Origin of the sequence: Pseudomonas sp. GL-RE-26, from assembly GCF_019956275.1 — a bacterium.
GTDB lineage: Bacteria > Pseudomonadota > Gammaproteobacteria > Pseudomonadales > Pseudomonadaceae > Aquipseudomonas > Aquipseudomonas grandcourensis.
Genome location: NZ_JAHBDI010000020.1, coordinates 14891 through 35191, shown reverse-complemented (window position 1 = coordinate 35191; position 20301 = coordinate 14891). Strand labels below are relative to the sequence as shown.

General features: G+C 59.8%; 16 protein-coding genes. 10 read left to right on the top strand and 6 right to left on the bottom strand.

All coding sequences use genetic code 11. From position 1 onward, the window contains the following. Positions 1-150: 150 nt before the first annotated feature. On the bottom strand, positions 151-591 hold the full coding sequence (locus tag KGB07_RS14455; protein WP_046041383.1) for a universal stress protein: 441 nt from the start codon (positions 589-591) through the stop codon (positions 151-153). Between the two features lie 104 nt (positions 592-695). Here KGB07_RS14455 and KGB07_RS14450 point away from each other — a divergent pair, with 104 nt between their 5' ends. The 7 genes from KGB07_RS14450 (at position 696) to KGB07_RS14420 (ending at position 9091) form a co-directional block, all read left to right on the top strand. Beyond that, complete coding sequence (locus KGB07_RS14450; RefSeq protein ID WP_046041384.1) at positions 696-1133, top strand: hypothetical protein; 438 nt, start codon at positions 696-698, stop codon at positions 1131-1133. 514 nt (positions 1134-1647) lie between these two features. Beyond that, the gene (gene fadB / locus KGB07_RS14445) at positions 1648-3795 is read left to right on the top strand and encodes a fatty acid oxidation complex subunit alpha FadB (protein WP_046041387.1); all 2148 of its coding nucleotides are present in this window, start codon (positions 1648-1650) and stop codon (positions 3793-3795) included. Positions 3796-3824: 29 nt separating this feature from the next. Continuing rightward, positions 3825-5000, top strand: a complete 1176-nt coding sequence (gene fadA / locus KGB07_RS14440) for an acetyl-CoA C-acyltransferase FadA (RefSeq protein ID WP_008023006.1) — start codon at positions 3825-3827, stop codon at positions 4998-5000. Positions 5001-5099: 99 nt separating this feature from the next. Continuing rightward, positions 5100-5336 (top strand): DUF1653 domain-containing protein, encoded by a 237-nt coding sequence (locus KGB07_RS14435; protein WP_046041390.1) that lies wholly within the window; start codon positions 5100-5102, stop codon positions 5334-5336. Between the two features lie 114 nt (positions 5337-5450). Then, on the top strand, positions 5451-8078 hold the full coding sequence (gene topA / locus KGB07_RS14430; protein ID WP_046041393.1) for a type I DNA topoisomerase: 2628 nt from the start codon (positions 5451-5453) through the stop codon (positions 8076-8078). 160 nt (positions 8079-8238) lie between these two features. Beyond that, positions 8239-8763, top strand: coding sequence for a DUF6586 family protein (locus KGB07_RS14425; RefSeq protein ID WP_223465736.1), 525 nt, complete (start codon positions 8239-8241; stop codon positions 8761-8763). Positions 8764-8857: 94 nt separating this feature from the next. Then, positions 8858-9091: a hypothetical protein gene (locus tag KGB07_RS14420; RefSeq protein WP_046041430.1), complete on the top strand. Its 234-nt coding sequence runs from the start codon at positions 8858-8860 to the stop codon at positions 9089-9091. A gap of 93 nt (positions 9092-9184) precedes the next feature. Here the strand turns inward: KGB07_RS14420 and sulA are convergent, their stop codons facing one another. Both sulA and lexA read right to left on the bottom strand, forming a co-directional pair. After that, entirely contained in the window at positions 9185-9661 is a 477-nt protein-coding gene (gene sulA / locus KGB07_RS14415; protein ID WP_046041397.1) for an SOS-induced cell division inhibitor SulA, read from the bottom strand. Between the two features lie 10 nt (positions 9662-9671). After that, entirely contained in the window at positions 9672-10280 is a 609-nt protein-coding gene (gene lexA / locus KGB07_RS14410) for a transcriptional repressor LexA (RefSeq protein WP_007974043.1), read from the bottom strand. 229 nt (positions 10281-10509) lie between these two features. Between lexA and KGB07_RS14405 the strand changes: the two genes are divergently transcribed. The 3 genes from KGB07_RS14405 to KGB07_RS14395 all read left to right on the top strand — a co-directional run bounded on the left by KGB07_RS14405 (position 10510) and on the right by KGB07_RS14395 (position 13136). Further along, the gene (locus tag KGB07_RS14405) at positions 10510-11217 is read left to right on the top strand and encodes a TetR/AcrR family transcriptional regulator (protein ID WP_007974041.1); all 708 of its coding nucleotides are present in this window, start codon (positions 10510-10512) and stop codon (positions 11215-11217) included. A 170-nt stretch (positions 11218-11387) separates the two neighbouring features. Further along, positions 11388-12386: a beta-N-acetylhexosaminidase gene (gene nagZ / locus KGB07_RS14400; RefSeq protein ID WP_185754798.1), complete on the top strand. Its 999-nt coding sequence runs from the start codon at positions 11388-11390 to the stop codon at positions 12384-12386. Positions 12387-12398: 12 nt separating this feature from the next. Next, complete coding sequence (locus KGB07_RS14395; protein ID WP_046041401.1) at positions 12399-13136, top strand: S-methyl-5'-thioinosine phosphorylase; 738 nt, start codon at positions 12399-12401, stop codon at positions 13134-13136. 71 nt (positions 13137-13207) lie between these two features. Here the strand turns inward: KGB07_RS14395 and KGB07_RS14390 are convergent, their stop codons facing one another. Genes KGB07_RS14390 through mfd form a run of 3 tightly spaced genes read right to left on the bottom strand, consistent with a single transcriptional unit; the run spans position 13208 to position 19946 of the window. Further along, positions 13208-15901 carry a DEAD/DEAH box helicase gene (locus KGB07_RS14390; RefSeq protein ID WP_223465735.1) on the bottom strand — a complete coding sequence of 898 codons (2694 nt, stop codon included), beginning with the start codon at positions 15899-15901 and terminating at the stop codon, positions 13208-13210. A 6-nt stretch (positions 15902-15907) separates the two neighbouring features. Further along, complete coding sequence (locus KGB07_RS14385) at positions 15908-16486, bottom strand: CsiV family protein (RefSeq protein ID WP_046041404.1); 579 nt, start codon at positions 16484-16486, stop codon at positions 15908-15910. A 10-nt stretch (positions 16487-16496) separates the two neighbouring features. After that, a complete protein-coding gene (gene mfd / locus KGB07_RS14380) occupies positions 16497-19946 on the bottom strand; it encodes a transcription-repair coupling factor (protein ID WP_223465733.1) in 3450 nt (1149 codons plus the stop codon). Between the last annotated feature and the right edge of the window lie 355 nt (positions 19947-20301).

The window sequence follows — 20301 nt, the reverse complement described above, 5'->3', positions numbered from 1 at the left end:
GCGCCGGGCTTTTCGTATGAAGATTTGAAGGTTGTTACGGTTTCAATGTGGGAGCGAGCTTGCTCGCGATGGCGGCCTGTCAGTCAACATTGATATCGACTGATAGTGCCTCATCGCGAGCAGGCTCGCTCCTACAGGTGATGTACAGCGTCAGGATTTGTTCTGCAGGCGCACCGCCAGCACATCGCAAGGCGCGCCGTGCAGCACGTCATTGGCGGTGGAGCCCAGCAGCAGTGCCAGGCCATGCCGGCCATGGCTGCCCACCACGATCAGGTCGCAGGTTTGCTCCTTGGCCAGGTGGTGGATCTCCTGGCGTGGCTGGCCGTAGGTCAGGTGGCTGTATTCCCTGGAGAGCTCCGGATATTTCAGGATCAAGCGGTCAAGGCGCTCCTTGGCCTGATCGAACTGCTGCTGTTGCAGTTGTGACAGGTCCATCGGCACGTCGCCGCCGAAGGCCATCGCCATCGGTTCGACAATGTGCACCAGCGACAATTTCGCACCGTTGCTCACCGACAGTTCGCGAGCGCGGTGAATCACAGGGTCGCACTCTTCGGTCAGATCTACAGCGACCAGAATATGGTTGTAGGGCATGAGGTGCTCCTCCTGAGGGATGCAATATTGGTAAGTATGGCTGGTTTCAAGCGCATTGGCTCCAAAGTGACACAATGGGCTCATTCAAATTCGGGAGTACAGATATGACGGTCTGGATAGTGGTGTCAATCCTGCTGGTGGTGCTGAGTCCGCTGGCATGGTTGCGGCCGTCGCGAGTTCAGAGCGGGCGCATAGCCTTGCGGATGGAGGCTCGGCGCATCGGGCTGGCCATGCAACTGGCACCTCAGGAATGGCCGCACTGGCTCAGCCAGGAGCCGCCGAGCCCCTGCGCCCAGTACCATCGTCCGCGGCGTGGCAGTCGGCCGGCGTGCTGGAGTTACTGGCAAAAATCACCGGGTGTCTGGGTCAATCAATGGCAGGAAATCTGTGAAGATCGGTCGCTACTCGATCATTTCGAGAAATTGCCAGGCAATGTCTTCAAGGTCGAGGCTGACAAGCAAATAATCGCCCTGTATTGGGGCGAGAAGGGCGAGGCCGAGGTATTGCAACAGATTGATGCCACCCTCAAGGCATTGGCCTGACACCGCAAGCAGCAAAAATCATCAGGCAATAAAAAGCCCGACAAAATCATCGGGCGGGTTGGCCAGGCAGGCCGGTAAATCGGTGTTGGCTGATCTTACGCTGGGCATTCGCCAAAAGCGTTCACAATTTTCCCCTTGGTTTCGCCAGCGTAGCTTGTTAAACACGGGCTGCAGCGAATTAGGGCGACTTTTCTAACAATTGATTCTATGAATGACCTTGCATGCTTCGGCGTGTTTAAGGTCTTCGCAGTACGGAAATGACCGGAAAGTCGCGTTTCAACCCGTTTTTCAGGCGATTGACAATTGTCGGAAATTCCGTGAAGGTGACGTACCCAAATCAAACGGGCGTATGAATTGAGCGTTTGTATTTCAGACCGCTCCTACAGAATCCCGACTATCGCGTTGGCGGGTGTGCCGGGGGAATGGGCGTAGCATTGACGATCAACGTCCCTGCCGAGCCATTCGCCTGCGTCCGACGTGTACTGTTCAGCTTCCATATCGTGGAGATCAGTTGATGATTTACGAAGGTAAAGCCATCACGGTTAAGGCTCTTGAAAGTGGCATCGTCGAACTGAAGTTCGACCTCAAGGGTGAGTCCGTCAACAAGTTCAACCGTCTAACCCTGAACGAACTGCGTCAGGCCGTAGACACTATCAAGGCAGATGCTTCGATCAAGGGCGTGATCGTCAGCAGTGGCAAGGACGTGTTCATCGTCGGCGCCGACATCACCGAATTTGTCGACAACTTCAAGCTGCCGGATGCAGAACTTGTTGCTGGCAACCTCGAAGCCAACAAGATTTTCAGCGATTTCGAAGACCTCAACGTCCCGACTGTTGTTGCCATCAACGGCATCGCGTTGGGTGGCGGTCTGGAAATGTGCCTGGCGGCGGACTACCGCGTCATGTCCACCAAGGCCAAGATCGGTCTGCCGGAAGTCAAGCTGGGCATCTACCCGGGCTTCGGCGGTACTGTGCGCCTGCCGCGCCTGATCGGTGCCGACAACGCCATCGAGTGGATTGCCGCCGGCAAGGAAAACCGTCCTGAAGACGCGCTGAAAGTCGGCGCCGTCGATGCAGTGGTTGCTCCTGAGCAGCTGCAGGACGCCGCGCTGGAATTGATCAAGCGCGCCATCTCCGGCGAGTTTGACTACAAGGCCAAGCGCCAGCCGAAGCTGGAAAAGCTCAAGCTGAACGCCATCGAACAAATGATGGCTTTCGAAACCGCCAAGGGTTTCGTGGCCGGCCAGGCTGGCCCGAACTACCCGGCGCCGGTTGAAGCGATCAAGACCATCCAGAAAGCCGCGAACTTCGGTCGCGACAAGGCGCTGGAAATTGAAGCTGCCGGTTTCGTGAAGCTGGCCAAGACCTCTGCCGCGCAGAGCTTGATCGGCTTGTTCCTGAACGATCAGGAACTGAAGAAAAAGGCCAAGGCCTACGACGAAATCGCCAAGGACGTGAAGCAGGCCGCCGTACTGGGCGCCGGCATCATGGGTGGCGGTATCGCCTATCAGTCGGCTTCCAAAGGCACGCCGATCCTGATGAAGGACATCAACGAGCACGGTATCGAGCAGGGTCTGGCCGAAGCCGCCAAGCTGCTGGTTGGCCGCGTTGATAAAGGTCGCATGACCGCCGCGAAAATGGCTGAAGTGCTCAACGGCATCCGTCCAACCCTGTCTTACGGCGACTTCGGTCACGTGGACCTGGTGGTCGAAGCGGTCGTCGAGAACCCGAAGGTCAAGCAAGCGGTACTGGCTGAAGTCGAAGACAAGGTCAAGGAGGACACCATCCTGGCGTCCAACACCTCGACCATTTCCATCACCTTGCTGGCCAAGGCCCTCAAGCGTCCGGAAAACTTCGTCGGCATGCACTTCTTCAACCCGGTGCACATGATGCCGCTGGTGGAAGTGATCCGTGGTGAGAAGTCCAGCGAGCTGGCGGTTGCCACCACCGTTGCCTACGCCAAGAAAATGGGCAAGAACCCGATCGTCGTCAACGATTGCCCGGGCTTCCTGGTCAACCGCGTCCTGTTCCCGTACTTCGGCGGTTTCGCCAAGCTGGTCAGCGCCGGTGTGGACTTCGTCCGTATCGACAAGATCATGGAAAAATTCGGCTGGCCGATGGGCCCGGCATACCTGATGGACGTGGTCGGCATCGACACCGGCCACCACGGTCGTGACGTGATGGCTGAAGGCTTCCCGGACCGCATGAAGGACGACCGTCGCTCGGCCGTCGACGTGCTCTATGAAGCCAAGCGCCTGGGCCAGAAGAACGGCAAGGGCTTCTACGCCTACGAGACCGACAAGAAGGGCAAGCAGAAGAAAGTTGCCGATCCTTCGGTGCTGGAGGTGCTCAAGCCGATCGTTTACGAGCAGCGCGAAGTCACCGACGAAGACATCATCAACTGGATGATGATCCCGCTGTGCCTGGAAACCGTGCGTTGCCTGGAAGACGGCATCGTCGAAACCGCTGCCGAAGCCGACATGGGTCTGGTCTACGGTATTGGTTTCCCTCCATTCCGTGGCGGTGCGCTGCGTTACATCGACTCGCTCGGTGTGGCAGAGTTCGTTGCCCTGGCTGACCAGTACGCTGATTTGGGCGCGCTGTACCACCCGACCGCGAAGCTGCGCGAAATGGCCAAGAACGGCCAGAGCTTCTTCGGTTAAGCGCCCCCAACTAGAGTGAGAGTGAACTTATGAGCTTGAATCCTAGAGACGTCGTGATTGTCGACTTCGGTCGTACTCCGATGGGCCGCTCCAAGGGCGGCATGCACCGCAACACCCGCGCCGAAGACATGTCGGCGCACCTGATCAGCAAACTGCTGGAACGTAACGTCAAGGTCGACCCGAACGAAGTCGAAGATGTGATCTGGGGCTGTGTGAACCAGACCCTGGAGCAGGGCTGGAACATCGCGCGCATGGCGTCGCTGATGACCCAGATCCCGCACACTTCGGCCGGCCAGACTGTCAGCCGCCTGTGTGGCTCGTCCATGAGTGCTCTGCACACTGCTGCACAAGCGATCATGACCGGCAACGGTGACGTTTTCGTGGTTGGTGGCGTCGAGCATATGGGCCACGTGAGCATGATGCACGGTGTCGATCCGAACCCGCATATGTCGCTGTACGCGGCGAAAGCCTCGGGCATGATGGGCTTGACCGCGGAAATGCTGGGCAAGATGCACGGCATCACTCGCGAGCAACAGGACGCTTTCGGCGTGCGCTCCCACCAACTCGCCCACAAGGCGACCGTGGAAGGCAAGTTCAAAGACGAAATCATCCCGATGCAGGGCTATGACGAGAACGGTTTCCTGAAAACCTTCGACTACGACGAAACCATTCGTCCGGAAACCACCCTGGAAAGCCTGGCGGCTCTCAAGCCAGCGTTCAATCCAAAGGGCGGCACCGTGACAGCCGGTACCTCGTCGCAGATCACCGATGGTGCCTCGTGCATGATCGTGATGTCGGCGCAGCGTGCACAGGACCTGGGCATTCAGCCTCTGGCGGTGATTCGCTCGATGGCGGTGGCAGGTGTGGATCCGGCAATCATGGGCTATGGTCCAGTACCGGCCACACAAAAAGCACTGAAGCGCGCGGGTCTGGGCATCTCCGACATCGACTTCTTCGAGCTCAACGAAGCTTTCGCCGCACAGGCCCTGCCAGTGCTGAAAGATCTGAAAGTGCTCGACAAGATGAACGAGAAGGTTAACCTGCACGGCGGCGCGATCGCCCTGGGTCACCCGTTCGGTTGCTCTGGTGCGCGTATCTCCGGCACTTTGCTCAATGTGATGAAGCAGAATGGCGGTACCTTCGGGGTAGCCACCATGTGCATTGGTCTCGGCCAAGGCATCTCCACCGTCTTCGAACGCGTTTAAGCGTCTCGTTGATGGAAGCCGGGGCCAAGTGCCCCGGTTTTTGTTTTTCCGGATTTATTTTTGTTTTTATTTTGAAGAAATTTCAGTGAGGGCCAAAGCATGCCGATACAACCTGGGCTCTACCAACATTACAAAGGTCCGCAGTACCGCGTATTCAGTGTTGCGCGGCATTCGGAAACCGAAGAAGAAGTGGTCTTCTATCAAGCCCTGTATGGCGATTACGGCTTTTGGGTGCGTCCCTTGAGCATGTTCCTGGAGTCCGTCGAAGTTGACGGCGAACAGGTGCCACGCTTTGCTTTGGTGCAGGCCGAAGAAAGCCTTTTCAACAAGGCATAAGCTGAGTGCGCGCAAAACCCTGCGCTTGACCTCACCTTGTTGCCACTATATATAGCGGTGCCGCGTCAGGCGCCAACCGCCTTTCACTTCTCGAATTCAGGAATTTTCTGATCCATGGGCAAATCGCTGGTCATTGTGGAATCCCCGGCTAAGGCCAAGACCATCAACAAGTATTTGGGCAACGAATACGTGGTGAAGTCGAGTATCGGCCATATCCGAGACCTGCCCACCAGCGGTTCGGCTAGCGCCAGCAAAGAGCCAGCCGCCAAGCGCGGCAAGGCTGCTGCGGGTGAAGTGCCGGCACTGTCGCCGAAAGAAAAAGCGCGCAAGCAGCTGGTCGCACGCATGGGTGTCGATCCGGACCATGGCTGGAAAGCCAAGTACGAGATCCTCCCGGGCAAGGAAAAAGTCATCGAAGAGCTGCGCCGGCTCGCCAAGGATGCTGACACCATCTATCTCGCAACCGACTTGGACCGCGAGGGGGAAGCCATTGCCTGGCACCTGCGCGAAGCCATCGGTGGTGACGACACCCGCTACAAGCGCGTGGTGTTCAACGAAATCACCAAGAAGGCGATTCAGGAAGCCTTCTCGAAACCGGGCGAGCTGGATATCGACCGCGTCAACGCCCAGCAGGCGCGTCGCTTCCTCGACCGCGTCGTGGGCTATATGGTTTCGCCGCTGCTGTGGGCCAAGATCGCTCGCGGTCTGTCCGCCGGTCGCGTGCAATCGGTTGCCGTGAAGCTGGTGGTCGAGCGTGAACGTGAAATCCGCGCGTTCATCCCTGAAGAATACTGGGAAGTTCATGCCGACCTCGGTACCGCCAAAGGCGCGACCGTGCGTTTCGACGTGGCTCGCGAAAAGGGCGAAGCCTTCAAGCCGCTCAACGAAACCCAGGCCATGGCCGCGCTGGAGAAGCTCAAGGCTTCCAGCTACAGCATCGTCAAGCGCGAAGACAAGCCGACCAGCAGCAAGCCGTCGGCGCCATTCATCACCTCCACCCTGCAGCAGGCCGCGAGTAACCGCCTGGGCTTCGGTGTGAAGAAGACCATGATGATGGCCCAGCGTTTGTACGAAGCTGGCTATATCACCTATATGCGTACCGACTCCACCAACCTTTCGGTTGATGCCGTGGCGATGGCGCGTACCTATATTGAAGGCGAGTTCGGCAAGAAGTACCTGCCGGAAACCCCGAACGTCTACAGCAGCAAGGAAGGCGCACAAGAGGCTCACGAAGCGATTCGTCCGTCCGACGCCAATACCGAGCCAAGCAAGCTGTCGGGCATGGAGCGTGACGCTGAGCGCCTCTACGAGCTCATCTGGCGCCAGTTCCTCGCTTGCCAGATGCTGCCGGCGCAATACCTGTCGACCACGGTCACTGTGGGTGCCGGCGACTTCGAGCTGCGCGCCAAGGGCCGCATCCTGAAGTTCGACGGTTACACCCGCGTCATGCCGCAAATCGCCAAGCCAGGTGATGACGACGTACTGCCGGACATGGCCCAGGGCGACGCGATGAAGCTGATCAAGCTTGATCCGACCCAGCACTTCACCAAGCCGCCGGCACGTTACTCGGAAGCCAGCCTGGTAAAAGAAATGGAAAAACGCGGCATCGGTCGTCCTTCGACCTATGCGGCGATCATTTCGACCATCCAGGACCGCGGCTATGTGGCGCTGCACAACCGTCGTTTCTACTCGGAAAAGATGGGCGACATCGTCACCGAGCGTCTGGCTGAGAGCTTCTCCAACCTGATGGACTACGGCTTCACCGCCGGCATGGAAGAGCACCTCGATGACGTGGCCCAGGGCGAACGCGACTGGAAAAACGTGCTCGACGAGTTCTACGGTGACTTCAAGAAGAAACTCGAAGTGGCCGAAAGCCCGGAACACGGCATGCGTGCCAATCAGCCTGTCATGACTGACATTCCGTGCACCACTTGCGGCCGGCCGATGCAGATTCGTACCGCATCGACTGGTGTGTTCCTCGGTTGCTCGGGCTACAGCCTGCCGCCGAAAGAGCGCTGCAAGGCCACCGTCAACCTGGTGCCGGGCGACGAGATCGCTGCGGACGACGAGGGTGAATCGGAATCGCTGGTGTTGCGTGGCAAGCATCGTTGCCCGATCTGCAGCACGGCGATGGATGCCTACCTGCTCGATGAAAAGCGCAAGCTGCACATCTGCGGTAACAACCCGGATTGCGATGGCTACGAAATCGAAGAGGGCACTTATCGCATCAAGGGCTATGAAGGTCCGAGCCTGGAGTGCGACAAGTGTGGCAGCGAGATGCAACTCAAGACCGGCCGTTTCGGCAAGTTCTTCGGTTGCACCAATGCCACCTGCAAGAACACCCGCAAACTGCTGAAGAGCGGTGACGCGGCGCCGCCGAAGATGGATCCGGTGAAGATGCCTGAGCTGAAATGCGAAAAGGTCAACGACACCTACATCCTGCGCGACGGTGCATCCGGCCTGTTCCTGGCGGCCAGCCAGTTCCCGAAAAACCGTGAGACTCGTGCTCCGCTGGTGATGGAAATCATCCCGCACAAGGATGAGATCGATCCGAAGTATCACTTCCTCTGCGAAGCGCCGAAGAAAGATCCGGATGGCCTCCCGACTGTGATTCGTTACAGTCGCAAGACCAAGGAACAGTACGTGCAGACTGAGGTTGACGGTAAGCCGACTGGCTGGAAAGCGTTCTACGATGGTGGCAAGTGGACGGTCGAAGACAAGCGTCCAGCTGCGAAAGCGTAAAGCGTCACAGCAATGAAAAGGCCGCATGAGAACCCTCGGGTTTTCATGCGGCCTTTGTTGTGCTCCTGTAAAAAAAAGGGGGGGCTTGCGGTTGGATCGGCTGATCCACGACACTGTCCAACCTGCATGAAGCAATTATTTCGTTGTGGAGGCTGCCGTCATGGCCCACGAACTGTATACCCGCACCAATCAGAAGATTTATTTCGCCGGCTTGTCGCTCGAAGCACTGGCCCGCACTGAAGAGGGGCGGGCGATGAATTCGCTGGCGCTGATCCAGGCTGGACGCGAATCCGCGCTGTTTCACCTGTACGGCGCGCTGTTGGGTCTGTGTCACGAAATCGCCGGTTTCTATCGCTTGCCTCAGGCCAATGCGCCCCGTGCGGAGTTGTTGCTGACTCGCGAGGTGCTGGAAACCATCGCCATTCCGGAAATGGCTGAGCTGGTCGAACTGGCCAATAATCCGGAAACCTGGTTGGCCAAGTTGTTGGCTGCCCATGCTGCGTTGTTTCAGCCGCCGCGCGCGCCCCACAAGCCGAAAGGGGACGTGACCCAGCCACTGATCCTGGCTGTCAATCTGGATGAAGAGGAAGCGCCGGAAGAGCTGAGTCGGGAGGAGTTGGAGAGCTGGCGTCAGAATCTGAAAGGATTGGCGATCCGCTTTCGCGAAGGCCTGAACGAGTGCTGACAGAAACAGTTTTGGGATGGCATCTGGTCAAGATCCCGAGCGAAGCCTGGCCGATGCCTATATAATCCCCGCCTTTCGTGGAGAACAGTCCTTTATGCCAACGTCCTTTCTAGAAATTGTCGAGTTACCAGACGGCCGTATCGAGCTGCGCAGGGCCGAGGACGAGGGTTCTCTGGTTACTTTGGATTTCTCCGAGGACGCCAAGGCATTCCTGCAAGGGCAGCACGTGGAAGTCGCCAAGGCGATGTTGAGCGTCGGTGTTCAGATGGCCGGTCGCCTGGTTGAAGGCGAATTCGACAAGGAAGAGGGGTCGCGGGTTCTTCATTGACCCCCGTCTGTCGCTTTTCTTGATGTCGTTACTCATCGGCTTCTCTGTCCCTGGAGAAGCCTGGCGCGGTGAAGCGCGCGTCTTGCTTGTCGGTTAACCCAGTCGAATATTCAGGCTCTGAGCGTCCCCGGTGCGGGCGGCGCTGATCAGTTGTTGCCGCGATTGGGGGCTCAACGGGTTGATCCAGCTGACCACCGTGTGGCTACGACCCAGGCGCAGGGCTTCGCAGGTCAGTTGCTGGGCGCTCTGGGTGCCCCGCGGTTGCAGCAACAGAATGCGCTCGCGGTTGAGGCCGGCATCTCGCAGCCAGGCTTGGGTCAGGCTGGCGGGCGGCGCGATCAGTGTCAGCCAGCGTGCATCCTGGTCCTGGCTCAATTCCCTGAGGATCGGTGCCAGAAGGCTCAGGCAGTTCCCGGTTGCACCACGCAGTGACAGCTCGCTGAAAACGTCAGGTTCGGCGCTCCAGGGGGACTCGACTACGTCTTTCAGAATCGGCGCCAATGGCTGTGCCATGAACGCTTCGAACAACGGCAGTTGGGTTTGCTGTGGTGATGTCTGTGGGAACTGCATGGTGCCTCCTTTAGCGGCGAATGACGCCGACACTCAAGCCTTCGATCACCAGTTCCTGGTCTTGAAGGTTCACTTCAATAGGGGCGAACTCGGGGTTCTCGGCGATCAGCCAGACTTTGCTGCCGTCACGCTTGAAGCGCTTGACGGTCACTTCGTCGCCGATTCGCGCAACCACGATCTGACCGTTACGGGCTTCGCGGGTGGTGTGAACCGCCAGCAGGTCGCCGTCGAAAATGCCAACATCCTTCATGCTCATCCCATGGACGCGCAGCAGGTAGTCGGCGCGCGGATGGAAGAAGGCGGGATTGATGTTGCAGGACTCTTCGATGTGTTGCTGCGCAAGAATCGGGGCGCCGGCTGCGACCCGGCCAATGATCGGCAGGGTGGAATCGTCGGCCTTGGCTTCGAATCCTGGGATGCGAATGCCACGGGAGGCGCCAGGCGTCATCTCGATTGCACCCTTGCGGGCCAGTGCCTTGAGGTGTTCTTCCGCCGCATTGGGCGATTTGAAACCCAGTTCCTGAGCGATTTCCGCACGGGTGGGTGGATACCCGTTGTCTTCCAGGCAGCGTTTGATGAAAGCCAGAATCTCTGCTTGTCGTGGCGTCAGCTTTAGCATATCGATCGCTCTGTTTTTTTATACAGTGACTGGGATTATATACAGTGCGGCGGTCTTGGCAATGCCCCATTTTTCAGTCGCCGCCGGACGGTCAAACAGTCAGTGGATTGAAGCTTCGCCGTTGTGTGGTTAAATGTCTGACCGACCATTCCCAAAACGAACTGCCAGACTTGACAATGCACAGGCTGAAACGTATGTTTCAAACAAGTGTTTGTCAGGCGGAGTAGCCATGGCCCAGTCGGAAACCGTTGAACGCATTCTTGATGCAGCCGAGCAGTTGTTCGCGGAAAAAGGTTTCGCCGAAACCTCGTTGCGTCTGATCACCAGCAAGGCGGGTGTCAACCTGGCGGCGGTGAACTATCACTTCGGTTCGAAGAAGGCGTTGATTCAAGCGGTTTTCTCGCGGTTCCTCGGGCCGTTCTGCATCAGCCTCGATAAAGAGCTGGAGCGGCGTCAGGCCAAGCCTGAAATCAAGCCGACGCTCGAAGAGTTGCTGGAAATCCTCGTCGAGCAGGCACTGGTGGTGCAGCCGCGCAGTGGCAACGATCTTTCTATTTTCATGCGTCTGCTGGGGCTGGCGTTCAGTCAGAGTCAGGGGCACTTGCGTCGTTATCTGGAAGACATGTACGGCAAGGTGTTCCGCCGCTACATGATGCTGGTCAACGAAGCGGCGCCGCGTATTCCGCCCATCGAACTGTTCTGGCGCGTGCACTTCATGCTGGGTGCGGCGGCGTTCAGCATGTCCGGTATCAAGGCCTTGCGCGCGATTGCCGAAACCGATTTCGGCGTGAACACCTCCATCGAGCAGGTCATGCGCCTGATGGTGCCATTCCTGGCTGCCGGCATGCGTGCCGAATCCGGCGTTACTGACACGGCCATGGCTACGGCCCAGTTGCGTCCGCGTAGCAAATCGACACCGGTTGCCGCCAAGGTTTAACCGCACACGGGTGGGCGCGGCAGCTGACATCCGCTAAGCTAGCCGCCCATGCCGACTCTCGTTCTGAACCCGTTTCCCATTGATATCGCCGACCTGCCGGGCATAGCGTCTGGCGGCGAATTCGTGTAGGCCGGGTTTTCTGTTATCAAGGAATTTTTATGACTGCTGGCTTGCAAGGCTCGTTGATGGTGGACGTCGCCGGTACCTGGCTGACGGCTGAAGATCGCCAATTGTTGCGCCAGCCCGAGGTGGGCGGCCTGATCATCTTTGCCCGCAACATCGAGCATCCGCGTCAAGTGCGCGAGCTGAGTGCGGCCATCCGCGCTATTCGTCCCGATCTGTTGCTGGCGGTGGATCAAGAGGGCGGCCGCGTGCAGCGCCTGCGCCAAGGGTTCGTGCGCTTGCCAGCCATGCGCGCCATTGCCGATAACCCGAACGCCGAATACCTGGCCGAGCAGTGCGGCTGGATCATGGCCACCGAAGTGTTGGCCGTTGGCCTGGACCTGAGCTTTGCCCCGGTGCTGGACCTGGATTACCAGCGCAGCGCCGTTGTCGGCACCCGTTCGTTCGAAGGTGATCCCGAGCGCGCTGCCTTGCTCGCGGGTGCATTCATCCGTGGCATGAACAGCGCCGGGATGGCGGCCACCGGCAAGCACTTCCCTGGTCATGGCTGGGCTGAAGCGGATTCCCACGTCGCGATCCCGAATGATGAGCGCAGTCTCGACGAGATCCGCGCCAAGGACCTGGTGCCGTTTGCCAAACTGAGCAAGCAACTGGCGGCGGTCATGCCGGCCCACGTTATTTATCCACAAGTCGATTCCCAGCCCGCAGGTTTCTCCCGCCGCTGGTTGCAGGACATCCTGCGCGGCGAGTTGCAGTTCGATGGCGTGATCTTCAGTGACGACCTGTCCATGGCGGGCGCCCACGTGGTCGGCGATGCCGCCAGCCGTATCGAAGCGGCACTGACTGCCGGTTGCGACATGGGCCTGGTGTGCAACGACCGTGCGGCCGCCGAACTGGCCCTGAGCGCTGCGCAACGCCTGAAGGTCAAGCCTTCCGAGCGCATTGCGCGGATGCGCGGCCAGTCGTTCGCCAACACCGAATACCGTCAAGACCCGCGCTGGCTGGCCGCTGTCAGCGCGCTCAAAGAAGCTCAATTGATTGATTAAGGACTGTTCGTTATGACGGTTTACGCGATTATCGGTGGCACTGGCCTGACTCAACTCGAAGGCCTGAGCATTCGCCAGTCACTGGCAGTGGACACGCCTTATGGCGCACCTTCGGCCGAGGTGCAGATCGGCGAGTATGCCGGCAAGGAAGTACTGTTCCTCGCGCGTCACGGCCATCCCCATCGTTTTCCGCCGCATCAGGTCAACTACCGCGCCAATCTCTGGGCGCTGAAGCAGGCCGGAGCCGAAGCCATTCTGGCGGTCAACGCTGTGGGTGGCATTCATGCCACCATGGGCACCGGGCATTTCTGCGTGCCGCATCAGTTGATCGACTACACCAGCGGTCGTGAGCACACCTACTTTGCCGATGACCTGGAGCACGTCACCCATATCGACTTCAGCTACCCCTACAGCGAACCGTTGCGTCAGCAACTGATTGCGGCATTGGCGGCGGAAGGCGTGGGCTACAGCAGTCATGGCGTGTATGCCTGCACTCAAGGGCCTCGCCTGGAAACGGTGGCTGAAATCGCCCGGCTGGAGCGTGACGGCTGCGACATCGTCGGCATGACCGGTATGCCGGAAGCGGCCCTGGCCCGCGAACTGGAACTGGATTACGCCTGTCTGGCGCTGGTGGTGAACCCGGCGGCGGGCAAGTCGACGGCCGTGATCACCATGGCCGAGATCGAGCAGGCCTTGCATGACGGCATGGGCAAGGTGAAATCGACGCTGGCGCGGGTGCTCAAGGGCTGAGTCCCGCTTGAAACCGAGTTGACCTCATCGCGAGCTTGCTCGCGATGGCGGTCTAAAAAACGCCGAAAGTCTCAGCGTTTTTCAAGGTTTTCCGGCAGCGGCGCAAACAACGCCTCGATATCATCGCTCTGCAGTTTCCAGTCCCCGGCCTTGCGCCCATCCAGCACGCCGGCCGCGAGGTCGGATTTTTCCTTTTGCAGGTGCTGAATCTTCTCTTCCACAGTGCCGCGCGCAATCAACTTATAGACGAACACCGGCTTCTCCTGGCCGATGCGGTACGCCCGGTCGGTCGCCTGGTTTTCCGTCGCCGGGTTCCACCATGGGTCGTAATGAATCACCGTGTCCGCTTCGGTCAGGTTCAGGCCAACGCCACCGGCCTTCAGGCTGATCAGAAAGATCTGACGCTTGCCGCTCTGGAATTCCTTCACCGGTGTGCGGCGGTCGCGGGTCTGGCCGGTCAGCAGGGCGTAGGCCACGCCGCGTTTGTTCAGTTCGTCTTCGATCAGTGACAGCATCGAGGTGAACTGCGAGAACAGCAGGATTCGCCGACCTTCCTCGAACAACTCTTCGAGCATTTCCATCAGGCTGTCGAGCTTGCCCGACGTGCTGCCACGGCTTGGCAGGGTTGCCTCGTTGACCAGGCGCAAGTCGCAGCACACCTGGCGCAGCTTGAGCAGTGCTTCGAGAATGATGATCTGGCTGCGGGCCACGCCTTTGCGGGTGATTTCGTCGCGGACCTTCTTGTCCATGGCCAGGCGCATGGTTTCGTACACATCGCGCTGGGCCTCGTTGAGTTCGACCCAGTGGATGATCTCGGTTTTCGGCGGCAACTCGGTGGCCACTTGTTCCTTGGTGCGGCGCAGCAGGAAAGGTTTGATCCGGCCGTTGAGGTGCTGAAGCCTGACCTCGCTGGTGCGTTTTTCAATCGGCACGCGGTAATCGCGGTTGAAGCTTTTGACGTCACCCAGCCAGCCGGGTAACAGGAAGTGAAACAGCGACCAGAGTTCGCCCAGATGGTTTTCCAACGGCGTGCCGCTCAGGCACAGGCGCTGCCGGGCGTTGAGCTCGCGAGCAGCCTGGGCGGCCTTGCTGGTCGGGTTCTTGATGTATTGCGCTTCGTCCAGCACCAGTATGTGCAAGGGCTGCGCCGCCAGGCGTTCGACATCCTTGGGCAGCAGCGCATAGGTGGTCAGGATCAGGTCGTAATCGGCCAGCTTGTCGAAGTGCTTTTTGCGGCTGGCACCGTATAGCGCCAGTACCTTGAGCTGCGGCGTAAAGTGCGCCGCTTCGTCGAGCCAGTTGGGGATCAGGCTGGTCGGCATCACCACCATGCACGGCCGATCGAGGCGCCCGGCGTTTTTCTCGCTCAGCACGTGGGCCAGTGTCTGCAGGGTTTTGCCCAGGCCCATGTCGTCCGCGAGAATTCCACCCACTTCCAGCTGCCGCAACGATTGCATCCAGCTCAAGCCTTCGAGCTGATACGGACGCAGCGTCGCATTCAGGCCTTCCGGGGCGGTGGCCGTGTGGTCCTTGATGTCGCGCAGGCGCTGGGCAAAGGTGCGGATCTGTTCGCCACCCTCCCAGAGCAGTGGCATGTCTTCCAGCGGGTTCAGGCGCGTGGCATCGGCCTTGCTCAGGCGCAGTGTGGTGTCGCCGGGCTCCTGCAGGTAGAACTCGCCGAGGGTGGCCAGCACCGGTTTCAAGCGACCGAAGGGCAGGGCGACTTGCAGCGGGCCGTACTCGGAGTTCGGGCGATTGGGGATGTTGACCAGGATCAGCTCGTCGTCGCGGCGTCGGGCAAGGCGTTCCGGGTTGAGGATTTCGGTGTGCGAGCGCATCAGGTTGAGCAGGATCGGTAACAGGCTCAGGCGTTCGCCGTTGACGATGATCCCCAGTTCCAGGTCGAACCAGTCGCGCTCCGGAGCCTGTTCGACCGTAGCGTACCAGTCGTCTACCGCCGTCAGGTCGAAACCGAAGTCCTCGTCGATCTGCAATTCCCAGCCCTGGGTGCGCAACTTCGGCAGTTCATTGAGGGTAAAGGTCAGCCAGGCGCTGTCATTGACCATCTCAAAAAGCTCGCCGGCGCTTTCCGGCAAGGCCTTGCTTTGCCGGGTGGCGATTTTGAAGCCGAGGATTCGCAACTGTTCCCGGTAGGACTGTTCCACGTCCGGGTGGCGTTTTATCCGCAGCGTCTGGGTTTCCTGGCGAATCAGGATGTCGGTGTTTTTCTGTCCGGAAACGTACTCGTCCAGATAACTGAAAGATAGCGCCGCACGATGCTGGATGTAACGCTGCATTCGACCGTTGCGCGGTTCGAACGCGCTGAACTCGATGCTCGCCAGCCACAGGCGCGGGACGGGCTGCACATTGTCCACCAGCACTTGCGGCGGGGCTTTCGGGCTGCGGTTTTCCAGGACGGCCTGGAGCTTTTCCAGGAGTTCGGCGTCTTTGGCTGCGGCGGGGTAGTCGAGGGTTTCCTGCACTTGCAGAAGCACCGCCGCGCAATGTTTGCAGTTGCTGTGGACCGGGCAGGAGCAGGTGGCGTCGACCATCAGCAGCGTGCCCTTGGCTGACTCGCGCAGGCGAATGGTCTGACGGTAAACGTTACCGCCAGAGCCTTCGCAGGCAGCAATGATCGTGGCGTCGCCGGCCTCGACGATCCTGACGCGATTCTCCAGCGCGTAACGGCGACCACGCTCCAGGCTCTGTTCCTTGAATCGGCTGACCCAGGATGGTGCCAGGGGTTTGCTCAGGGTCGCGGACATAGGGAATCAGTCCGGAATTTCTTCGGGAGCTGCTCGGGGTGCGGGGGCGGTCAGCGAAGTGATCTTGATCAGCAGGCCGAGGTGGCCGTTATCGAGAAAATTCAGCTGGCCGTTCTTGGTGTGGCTTTCCTGTTTCAAGCGCTCGCTGGCGGTCACCATGCCATTGGCATCGATCTGGTTGACCCAGAAATCGGCGTCGACGTCGGTAAAGCGTCCCAGTGTCATGTTCAGTGTGCCCTCGATCGGGAACTGACCATATTGTTCCTTGCCGTCGCTGATCGCCACTTTGCTGGCCGTTTCGCCGAGGGGCTGTTGCCAGGCCTTGTGCAGCAACACCGTGTAGTCGGCGCTGCTGGTGAGTTTTTCCACTTCGCCATTGAGGCTTGGCGTGCGCAGGCTGTCGGCGCTGACTGGCTGAGCGCCAGCCGCCCAGTCTTCCGGCGCGGCGCGGCTGACAATCGCCGGTACGGCGTTTTGACGGACCAGAATCATTTCGACCTGGTACAGGTCATCGGCAAATGCCGTGGATGCGACCAGCGCTGGCATCAACAGGGTCAGCAGGGTCAGTGAGCGAAACAGGCGCATGTGGCGTCCTTCAAGCAGTTTTCGGAACGAGGCGCTCGAACAGCGCCTCTACAGTATTAAAGCGCTCTTCCGGGCGCTCCATCGGAACCATGAACTTGAACATCGTGGCGCCTTCGAATTTGTAGCGTTTTGGCTGGCTCTGGATCAGTTTGATCAGGGTCAGCGGGTCGACCGGCGTCTGTGCGGCGAACTCGACGCGACCGCCCTGGGGGCCGCCATCGACTTTTTTGATGCCCAGTTGCTCGGCCTGCAATTTCAATGCTGTGATGCGGATCAGGTTCTTGGTCGGTTCCGGCAACAGGCCGAAACGGTCGATCATCTCCACCTGCAAATCCTTCAGGCCGTCCTCGTCGGTGGCCGAGGCAATGCGCTTGTAGAGAATCAGGCGGGCGTGGACATCCGGCAGGTAGTCTTCCGGGATCAACGCCGGTACCCGCAAGTTGACTTCCGGACCGCCGCCGAGCGGTTGATCGAGGTTCGGCTGCTCGCCCTTGCGGATCGACTTCACCGCGCGCTCGAGCATTTCCATGTACAGCGTAAAGCCGACGGCCTGGATCTGCCCGCTCTGGCCATCGCCGAGCAATTCGCCGGCGCCACGGATTTCCAGGTCGTTGGTGGCGAGCACGAAGCCCGCGCCGAGGTCCTGGGTGTTGGCAATCGCCTCCAGGCGCTTTTCCGCGTCCGGGGTGATTTGCTGGCGTGGCGGCGTCAGCAGGTAGGCATACGCCTGGTGGTGGCTGCGTCCGACCCGGCCGCGCAACTGGTGCAATTGTGCCAGGCCGAACTTGTCGGCACGCTCGATGATGATGGTGTTGGCGCTCGGTACGTCGATGCCGGTCTCGATGATGGTCGAGGCGATCAGCACGTTGAAGCGCTTGTGGTAGAAGTCGCTCATCACCTGTTCGAGATCGCGTTCACGCATCTGCCCGTGGCCGATACCGATCCGTGCTTCCGGCACCAGTTCGGCGAGGTCGGCGGCGCATTTCTCGATGGTCTTCACGTCGTTGTGCAGGTAATAGACCTGACCGCCACGCAGCAACTCACGCAGCAAGGCCTCTTTGACCGTGCTCTTGTTCTGTTCCATGACGAAGGTGCGGACCGACAGGCGGCGGGCCGGCGGCGTGGCGATGATCGACAGGTCGCGCATGCCCGATACCGCCATGTTCAGCGTTCGCGGAATCGGCGTGGCGGTCAGGGTCAGGATGTCGACTTCGCTGCGCAGGGCCTTGAGCTGTTCTTTCTGGCGCACGCCGAAGCGGTGTTCCTCGTCGATGATCACCAGGCCAAGGTTTTTGATCTTCACGTCGTCCTGCAGCAGCTTGTGCGTGCCGATCACGATGTCGATCTTGCCTTCGGCCAGGTCCGCGACCGCCGCATTCACTTCCTTGGCCGACTTGAAGCGGCTCATCACTTCCACGGTCACCGGCCAGTCGGCAAAGCGGTCGCGGAAGCTGTTGTAGTGCTGCTGGGCGAGCAGGGTGGTCGGCACCAGGATCGCTACCTGGCGACCACCGTGCACGGCGATGAACGCGGCGCGCATCGCCACTTCGGTCTTGCCGAAGCCGACGTCGCCGCACACCAGGCGATCCATCGGCTTAGGCGCGAGCATGTCTTCGCGCACCGCTTCGATGGTGGTTTGCTGGTCCGGGGTTTCTTCGAACGGGAAGCCGGCGCTGAAGGTGGCGTAGTCGGCTTTCGGGTCGGCGAAAGCGTAGCCTTCGCGGGCGGCGCGGCGGGCATAGATGTCGAGCAGTTCGGCGGCCACGTCACGCACCTGTTCGGCGGCTTTGCGCTTGGCTTTCTGCCAGGTCTCGGAGCCGAGGCGGTGCAGCGGGGCCAGAGCATCGTCGCTGCCGGTGTAGCGGGCGATCAGGTGCAGGTTGGCCACCGGCACATAAAGCTTGGCGCCTTCGGCGTATTCCAGGGCAAGGAATTCGGCGGTCTGGCTGTCGATTTCCAGGGTCGTCAGGCCCAGGTAGCGGCCGACGCCGTGGTCGATGTGCACCACCGGCGCACCCTCGCGCAGCTCGGTGAGGTTCTTGATCACGGCATCGTTGTTGGCGTCGGTGCGCTTTTCCCGGCGACGGCGCTGCATCACGCGCTGGCCGAACAACGGGCTTTCGGCGACGAGGGCCAGGGCCGGGTCGTCGAGCAGCAAGCCTTCGTCGAGCGGGGCGATGGTGATCGCCAGGCGTTCCTTACCGGCGACAAAGTCCGGCCAGCTGTCGACGGTTTTCGGTCGCAGTTTCAGGCGTTCCAGCAGTTCCAGCAGCACCTCGCGGCGGCCTGCGGATTCGGCGGTGAACAGCACGCGACCGGGGAACTGGTCGAGGAAGTCCGCCAGTGCCGCCAGCGGTTGGGTAGCCTTGGCTTCGATGGCCAGGTTCGGCAGCTCCCGAGCGGGGAAGCGCTCGCGACCGCTACCGCTTTCCACGTCCTGTTGACTGGCCACCACGCGCGGCCAGTTCTTCAGGCGCGCGAAGCAGTCTTCCACCGGCAGGAACAGCTCTGCAGGCGGTAATAAAGGACGGGACGGGTCGACGCGGCGTTCTTCGTAGCGATTGCGCACGTCGTTCCAGAAGTTTTCCGCGGCCTGTTCGATGCCGGGCAGCGAGAACACTTGGGTGTCCTGGGGCAGGTAATCGAAAAGCGTCGAGGTTTCTTCGAAGAACAGCGGCAGGTAGTACTCGATACCGGCCGGGGTAATCCCGCTGCTCAAATCCTGGAAAATCGGGCAGCGGCGGAAGTCGACGTCAAAACGTTCGCGGAAGCGCGCCTTGAAACGGGTGACCGCTTCTTTCTGCAGCGGGAATTCCCTGGCCGGCAACAGCTTGACCGAGTCGACTTTGTCGATCGAACGCTGGTTCTCCGGGTCGAAGGTGCGCAGGGTTTCGATTTCGTCGTCGAACAGATCGATGCGATACGGCAGCTTGCTGCCCATCGGGAACAGATCGATCAGCGAGCCGCGAACGGTGAACTCGCCGTGTTCATACACCGTATCGACGTAGCGATAACCCGTGGCTTCAAGCCGGGTGCGCATTTGCTCGACGTCGAGCTTCTGGCCGATATCCAGCACCAGGCTGCTGCCGAGCAGGAATTTGGTCGGTGCGAGGCGATGCAGGGCGGTCGTGATCGGCACCACCAGCACGCCATGGCTCAGCTCCGGCAGCCGGTACAGGCTGGCGATGCGCTGGGAAATGATGTCCTGGTGCGGCGAGAACAGGTCGTAGGGCAGGGTTTCCCAGTCGGGAAAGTGCAGTACTGGCAAATCCGGGGCGAAGAAACTCAGCTCCTGTTCCAGCCGTTCGGCACTTTGGCTGTCGGCGGTCAGCAGCAGGGTAAAGCGCTTGGCAGCGCTGGCGGCCTCGGCGATGGCCAGGCTCAGGGCGGCACCGGGCAGGTTGCCCCAGTGCTGTTTACCTGCCGCGGCAGGGAGAAGCGGTAGACGCAGAACGGGCACGGAAGGTTGAGCTCCAAGCGTTGCGACAAAGTCGGCAATTGTAGCGGTCAACGATGCCGCCTGTCAGTTGCTGACTGTGTCTAAAGCACGGGTTTGGTGAAATGTAGTGGTAAAGACAAAATTCGATGGTTTTTTGCCGGAAATCATTGAATATGTAGTGGCAAATACAACGAGTGTTACGGAGGGTTACGGATAACGAGGCGCGACCTCCAAAAAATTGACTGCGCTGCAAGCCCCGGTTTTATTGGGCTTGCGCGAGGCGTAATTTTTTTGAACGACGAATTGTTACGTAAAGCACGACGGGCGCGCATTGCTACCGCGGTCACTCGGCGGCATAATGTAGCCCCTTTTTTCT

Excerpts from the sequence above, each read along its gene's own strand:
- sulA (WP_046041397.1), bottom strand. The coding sequence starts at position 9,661 with ATGCAGTTCCCACAGACATCACCACAGCAAACCCAACTGCCGTTGTTC.
- KGB07_RS14450 (WP_046041384.1), top strand. The coding sequence starts at position 696 with ATGACGGTCTGGATAGTGGTGTCAATCCTGCTGGTGGTGCTGAGTCCG.
- topA (WP_046041393.1), top strand. The coding sequence starts at position 5,451 with ATGGGCAAATCGCTGGTCATTGTGGAATCCCCGGCTAAGGCCAAGACC.
- KGB07_RS14390 (WP_223465735.1), bottom strand. The coding sequence starts at position 15,901 with ATGTCCGCGACCCTGAGCAAACCCCTGGCACCATCCTGGGTCAGCCGA.
- KGB07_RS14420 (WP_046041430.1), top strand. The coding sequence starts at position 8,858 with ATGCCAACGTCCTTTCTAGAAATTGTCGAGTTACCAGACGGCCGTATC.
- lexA (WP_007974043.1), bottom strand. The coding sequence starts at position 10,280 with ATGCTAAAGCTGACGCCACGACAAGCAGAGATTCTGGCTTTCATCAAA.
- fadB (WP_046041387.1), top strand. The coding sequence starts at position 1,648 with ATGATTTACGAAGGTAAAGCCATCACGGTTAAGGCTCTTGAAAGTGGC.
- fadA (WP_008023006.1), top strand. The coding sequence starts at position 3,825 with ATGAGCTTGAATCCTAGAGACGTCGTGATTGTCGACTTCGGTCGTACT.
- KGB07_RS14385 (WP_046041404.1), bottom strand. The coding sequence starts at position 16,486 with ATGCGCCTGTTTCGCTCACTGACCCTGCTGACCCTGTTGATGCCAGCG.
- KGB07_RS14395 (WP_046041401.1), top strand. The coding sequence starts at position 12,399 with ATGACGGTTTACGCGATTATCGGTGGCACTGGCCTGACTCAACTCGAA.
- KGB07_RS14435 (WP_046041390.1), top strand. The coding sequence starts at position 5,100 with ATGCCGATACAACCTGGGCTCTACCAACATTACAAAGGTCCGCAGTAC.
- KGB07_RS14405 (WP_007974041.1), top strand. The coding sequence starts at position 10,510 with ATGGCCCAGTCGGAAACCGTTGAACGCATTCTTGATGCAGCCGAGCAG.
- KGB07_RS14425 (WP_223465736.1), top strand. The coding sequence starts at position 8,239 with ATGGCCCACGAACTGTATACCCGCACCAATCAGAAGATTTATTTCGCC.
- KGB07_RS14455 (WP_046041383.1), bottom strand. The coding sequence starts at position 591 with ATGCCCTACAACCATATTCTGGTCGCTGTAGATCTGACCGAAGAGTGC.